We start from the raw sequence: 336 nt of genomic DNA on the forward strand, positions 1-336 counted from the left end.
CTCGGAGATGTGTATAAGAGCCTCGGACATGGGCGCCATCGGAAACGGAACGAGGCTCGATACGCCGAGCAATGATGGTGCCATCCGGTTTCCGGATGCCGAACACGGCAACGCGATTGCCTTTTCGCAAGCCCTTCGTCACCAAACCTGTCGTGTCGACGGTTTGCGACAATATGGTGATACCGGTCTTGTCAATCCGGTCGATGCGGCCCTGAACCTCGCTGACGATCGCGATGCGGGCAGCACGCTTTCCTGACAGCAGCACCCGGACGACATGACCGACCTTCATCGCGCTTGCAGGAGCGCGCCGTCCATCGATCTCGATCGGCGTCGTCT

The 336-nt window shown here is 59.8% G+C and carries 1 protein-coding gene; it reads right to left on the reverse strand.

What is annotated here, in order from left to right; genetic code table 11:
* Positions 1 to 336 (reverse strand): DUF5666 domain-containing protein (locus AF337_RS44380; protein WP_244471247.1); only part of this gene is annotated, 336 nt, incomplete at both ends.

This window comes from Rhizobium ecuadorense, assembly GCF_001187535.1.
Lineage (GTDB): Bacteria > Pseudomonadota > Alphaproteobacteria > Rhizobiales > Rhizobiaceae > Rhizobium > Rhizobium ecuadorense.